We start from the raw sequence: 5,263 nt of genomic DNA, 5'->3' as shown, positions 1-5,263 counted from the left end.
CCGCGCGCCCCCCCCAGCCGTTCCGAGGCCGCAGCCACGGCGTCGAGGAACGCCGGACCCGACGCCGCGGTGAACTTGGGCAGGACGAATCCGGTCAGCGCGGCGACGCCCGGTCCCAGGGTGTCGGCGATGCGGTCGACACCGTCGGGGGTGCGCACCCGGACGAACAGCAGCATCGTCGCGGCGGCGGTGCCGGCGAGGGCGTCGAGGGTGGCGACCGCGTTGCGCAGGCCGTCCTCGACCTCGTGATCGGCGACGGCGTCCTCGAGGTCGATCACCATCGAGGCGACGCCCTCCCCGCCGCGGCGCGCGACCGTGGCGGCGAGATCCGAGCGGGTGGCGGGCACGTACAGGGTCGCCCCGAGCGCGACGGCGAGCCGCTCACGCTCGTCGGCATCGGAGAACGGTTGCGGCGGATGCAGGAACAAGGTGTCCCGGGCCGCGCCGTCGAGGTGGTGGAAATGATGCATCGTGCGCATGTCGGTGAAGGTTCCCCCACTCATACCTCGTCCGTTCGTCCTCTCATTCGTTGCACCACACCGGCGATGAAGCGCGAAACGGCGTCGAGCTCCCGGACGTACGCCCAGTAGTCGGGGTGTACTCCGGTGAGCGAACCGACTGCCCTGTCGATCCGATCGAGCTGCGCGTCGAGCACCGAACCCCATTCTGCGGTCAACCCCCGTTGGACCGCGAGTTGTTGCGCGTCGCGCAGACGGAACCGTACCTGCTCCACCTTCGCGGCCGGATCACGGCGGACCTCGCGGAGGACGGACAGCCGGTCGGTGACGGCGTCGACGTACCGTTCGGCCTGGGTGAGCGATGCCCGGGCCGCCGCGGTCAGCTCCAGCGCCTGTTCGGGCCGGTTCGCGGCCGCTGCCGTTCGCGCCGCGGACACGTCGGCGTCGGCCCGGTCGAGGAACTCGCGGGCGGCGCGTTCGTTGCCGGCCAGGTCGGCCGAGCTGGCGGCGTTGAACTCGCGCAGCAGCGCCGAGAACGCCGGCGCCAGGCTCTCGGCACGGGTGCGGACCGCCGACAGCCGGGTGGTGACCGATGCCACAGCCTTCCGGGCGGACTCGGCTCGGTCCGGTGCCTGCGCGAGGGCGCGGCGCAGGGCGGTCGCCGCCTCCTCGGCTCGTCGTGCCGCGGTTCGGACCGCCCCGGTTCCCACGGCCGAATCGAGCGCCCGGATCTCCGCGTCGAGCGTGTCCGCCGCGGCCCGCACGGACGGGTAGTCGGCGTATGCCGCATGCTCGGGTGCGGTCACCAGTGCCGCCGCGGCCTGCGCCTCGGTACGGACCTGCCGGGCGAGCTGCGGCACGGTCCGGGCCACCGCGACCGAGTGCTCGAGGTGCGCGCGGTGGCGGTCGTAGAACTCGTCGAGGGTGCGGGTGGCGAGACCGATCTGCTGCAGGGCCTGTTCGTAGGCCGGAGCGGGGGCGAGCGGATCGGACGGTTCGGTGCGGGAGAGGTGCAGGTACGTCTCGGCCGCGCGGTAGCACGCTTCGCGGACGGGTTCCCATTCCCGCCGCAGGCCGCGCTGCGGGGCGAGTTCGTGCGAGGCCGTGACTCCGGCCTCGGCGACGGATTGGCGCCGGTCCATGTCGAGGAACGCGGCGACCATCGCGTCGTAGGCGCGCAGCGCCAGCGGATCGTCGGTGCTCCCACCGCCGAAGAGGCGGCGCGTCCATCGGCTCGCCACGCCCCGAATGGTACTGGTCCGCGCCCTTCGGTCCCGTGTGCATGCGGAGCGCGGGGGCGTGGGCGCGCATCAGCTATTAGGGTGGTGGGACACGCGCAAATCGGGCGTGCCCGCCCGGGCACCTCGTCCGGACCGACAGATCGAAAGGACCCCGCATGGGCGTCAGCTTGACCAAGGGCGGCAACGTTTCCCTCACCAAGGAAGCGCCGAACCTCCCCGCCGTGGCCGTCGGCCTCGGCTGGGACATCCGCAGCACCACCGGTGCCGACTTCGACCTCGACGCCAGCGCGATCGCGACCGGCGCCGACAAGAAGGTGGTCTCGGACCAGCACTTCGTCTTCTTCAACAACCTCAAGTCCCCGGACGGCTCGATCGAGCACATCGGCGACAACCGCACGGGTGAGGGCGAGGGCGACGACGAGGTCGTCAACGTCGACCTGACCGCCGTGCCGGCGAACATCGAGAGCATCTTCTTCCCGGTCTCGATCTACGACGCCGACTCCCGTAGCCAGTCGTTCGGCCAGGTCCGCAACGCCTACATCCGCGTCGTCGACCGCGCCAACGGCAACGAACTGGCCCGCTACGACCTGTCGGAGGACGCGTCCACCGAGACCGCCATGGTCTTCGGTGAGCTGTACCGGCACGGTGCGGAGTGGAAGTTCCGCGCCATCGGCCAGGGCTACGCGTCCGGCCTGGCGGGCATCGCCCGTGACTACGGCGTCAACGTCTGACGTTCCTCCGGACCCCGGATCCGGCCCCCGGCTTCGTCGCCGGGGGCCGCTTTCCTTGGGTCACCGATAGTTTGCTGCAGTAACCACCCTGCACCGCCCGATCCAGACAGAAAGGCCACGCTTCGTGGTTCTGCGCATTTTCGGCATATCGTTCGCCGTCACCGTCGTGTCCCTGGTGGTCGCCTTCCTCTACGGCGGACCCCAGGCACTGTTCCTCGCCGCGATCCTCGGCGTCCTCGAGGTCTCGCTCTCGTTCGACAACGCGGTCATCAACGCCACCGTGCTGCAGCGGATGAGCGAGTTCTGGCAGAAGATCTTCCTCACCATCGGCATCCTCATCGCCGTGTTCGGTATGCGGCTGATCTTCCCGCTGCTCATCGTGTGGATCGCCTCCGGCCTCGGTCCGGTCGAGGCACTCGACCTCGCCCTCAACCCACCGCCGAACGACGCCGCGTACTTCCCCGACGGAAGCCCCAGCTACGAGACGATCATCACCGAAGCACACCCGCAGATCGCCGGCTTCGGTGGCATGTTCCTGCTGATGCTGTTCCTGAACTTCATCTTCGAGGAACGCGAGATCAAGTGGCTCGCGTGGCTCGAGCGTCCGCTCGCGCGGGCCGGCAAGCTCGACCAGCTCGAGGTCGTCGTCGCGTCGGTGCTGCTCGTGCTGACCGCCACGATCCTCGCCCCCGAGGACAAGGTCGCCACGGTGATGATCGCCGGCGTACTCGGCATGATCACCTACATCGCCGTCAACGGCCTCGGCGAGATGTTCCACATCCCCGAGGAAGGTGAGGAAGAAGGCACCGGCGGGCCCACCCAGCTGGCCAAGGCCACCGGCAAGGCCGGATTCTTCCTGTTCCTCTACCTCGAGGTGCTCGACGCGTCGTTCTCCTTCGACGGCGTGATCGGCGCGTTCGCCATCACCTCCGATCCGATCATCATCGCGCTGGGCCTCGGCTTCATCGGCGCGATGTTCGTCCGCTCGATCACGGTGTTTCTCGTCCGCAAGGGCACCCTGTCGGAGTACCGCTACCTCGAGCACGGCGCGCACTGGGCGATCGGTGCGCTCGCGTTCATCCTGCTGTACTCGATCGGCCATCACGTGAACGAGATCATCACGGGTCTGGTGGGGGTCGCGCTCATCGGCGCCGCGTTCGCCAGCAGCATCCGGCGCAATCGTCAGGAGACGAAGGCGTCCGTCGCCGCCTGACCGCACGACATCGACGGGAACCCGCGATCGGTTCGAGCAATCGCGGGTTCCCGTTCTCGTATCCAGGGAAAGGTTCCAGCCATGGCAATCGATTACACCCGGCCCCCGAAGAACCCCGGCGACAGCACGGGCGGAGTCGACCCGAGCAAGATCAGCCTCACCAAGGCAGCCCCGACGGTCGATCTCGCCAAGTCCGGAAGCGGGATCACCCTGGTGAACCTGAACTGGTCACAGACCGGATCCCCGACCCCACCGAAGAAGGGATTCCTCGCCAAGCTCACCGGCGGCGCGGCGGGCCGCGGCGTCGACCTCGACCTCGGCTGCCTCTACGAGCTCGCCGACGGCTCGAAGGGTGTCGTCCAGGCCCTCGGCAACAGCTTCGGTGCGCTGCAGAAACCTCCGTTCATCGCGCTGGACGGCGACGACCGCACCGGCGCCGTCTCCGCCGGTGAGACCATGCGCATCGACCTGGGACAACCCGAACGATTCCGCCGGATCCTGATCTTCGCGATGATCTACGAGGGCGCCCCGAACTGGGCGGCAGTGGACGGCGTCGTCACCCTCACGCCGCCCTCCGGGCCGCAGATCGAGGTGCGCCTCGACTCGCCGAACAACGGTGCACGGATCTGTGCCATCGCGATGCTGCAGAACACCGGCCGCGAGATCAGCGTCTCGCGGCTCGTCGAATACGTCGACGGCAGCCAGTCCGACCTCGATCGTGCCTACGGCTGGGGCATGAACTGGGCGCCGGGCCGCAAGTAGCCACGTCTGCACACAACTCCGGCGTCCGTGCCGATCACGCGATCCTCACCGCGTGACGGACAACTCGCGTAGCAGCGTCTCGGCGTCGGCGAATGCCCCGGCCCGTCGCGCGACGGTGGGCGGCGCCGGGGGATGCCCGCCCCACCCGTGGAACAGCGTGCTCAGACTCAGGACGATCCGCTCCGGGTGGATCCAGTCGCCCCACCGGACGAATTCGGGATCGCGTACCAGCCGCCGGGCCGCCTCGAGCGGCCCGGCGCCGCGCGCGTGCTGTTCCCGGCCGGCCTGCTCGAGCCACACCCAGTAGGCGCGCAGTTCGCGGATCTCGTCCGGTCCGCACAACGGTCCGTGGCCCGGCACGTAGGCGTCGGCGTCCAGCGCCAGCAGCCGATCCATCGCGGCAATCCAGTTCTCGAGCGGCCCGTGCCACAGAATCGGGGTCGAGCCGACGAACAGCAGATCGCCGGCGAAGACCACGCCGGCGTCCGGCACGTGCACGATCGCGTCCCCGGCGGTGTGGCACGGCCCGAGCCGTTCCAACGCCACCGGACGTTGTCCCACCTCGAGCCGCAGACCGGTGTCGAAGGTGTGGTCTGGCAGCCGGGGCGACCGCCACGGCAGGTGGGCGCCGCCCGGAATCCGGCGCATGTAGGCGGCCGCGGCGCCGACCCGGCCGGGCACCGCGCCCAGCCACCGGCCCGCCGTCGCCAGCGCCGTCACCGCGGCCGGCGGCAGATCCTCGCGCATGCCGCGCAGCGCGGCCGCACTGGTCGTGATGCGGGTCGCCGCCGGCAGCGTGTCGTTGCCCCACCAGTGGTCGCCGTCCGAGTGGGTATTGACGGCCTCGGTGATCGGTGC

At 69.9% G+C, this 5,263-nt stretch carries 6 protein-coding genes; 3 read left to right on the top strand and 3 right to left on the bottom strand.

Features of this window, described 5'->3' with window-relative positions:
• Together OEY_RS0111920 and OEY_RS0111915 are read right to left on the bottom strand one after the other, a co-directional pair.
• Positions 1-503 (bottom strand): HpcH/HpaI aldolase/citrate lyase family protein (locus OEY_RS0111920; RefSeq protein WP_010594100.1); only part of this gene is annotated, 503 nt, incomplete at its 3' end.
• Positions 500-1,621 (bottom strand): hypothetical protein, encoded by a 1,122-nt coding sequence (locus tag OEY_RS0111915; protein ID WP_026137611.1) that lies wholly within the window; start codon positions 1,619-1,621, stop codon positions 500-502. The genes OEY_RS0111915 and OEY_RS0111920, both read right to left, overlap by 4 nt.
• Positions 1,622-1,854: 233 nt before the next feature.
• On the opposite strand from OEY_RS0111915, the gene OEY_RS0111910 reads away from it, so the two are divergent.
• The 3 genes from OEY_RS0111910 to OEY_RS0111900 all read left to right on the top strand — a co-directional run bounded on the left by OEY_RS0111910 (position 1,855) and on the right by OEY_RS0111900 (position 4,405).
• The gene (locus tag OEY_RS0111910) at positions 1,855-2,430 is read left to right on the top strand and encodes a TerD family protein (RefSeq protein WP_010594098.1); all 576 of its coding nucleotides are present in this window, start codon (positions 1,855-1,857) and stop codon (positions 2,428-2,430) included.
• A gap of 124 nt (positions 2,431-2,554) precedes the next feature.
• Positions 2,555-3,643: a DUF475 domain-containing protein gene (locus OEY_RS0111905; RefSeq protein ID WP_010594097.1), complete on the top strand. Its 1,089-nt coding sequence runs from the start codon at positions 2,555-2,557 to the stop codon at positions 3,641-3,643.
• A gap of 81 nt (positions 3,644-3,724) precedes the next feature.
• Entirely contained in the window at positions 3,725-4,405 is a 681-nt protein-coding gene (locus OEY_RS0111900) for a TerD family protein (protein ID WP_010594096.1), read from the top strand.
• A 45-nt stretch (positions 4,406-4,450) separates the two neighbouring features.
• On the opposite strand, the gene OEY_RS0111895 is transcribed toward OEY_RS0111900, so the two are convergent.
• The coding region (locus OEY_RS0111895) for an MBL fold metallo-hydrolase (protein WP_010594095.1) at positions 4,451-5,263 on the bottom strand (813 nt) is incomplete at its 5' end.

It is taken from the genome of Rhodococcus sp. P14 (assembly GCF_000256505.1).
In the GTDB taxonomy this organism is placed as follows: Bacteria; Actinomycetota; Actinomycetes; order Mycobacteriales; family Mycobacteriaceae; genus Rhodococcus; species Rhodococcus ruber.
Note: the sequence above shows the minus strand (reverse complement) of the source record. Positions and strands in the feature narration are given on the sequence as shown.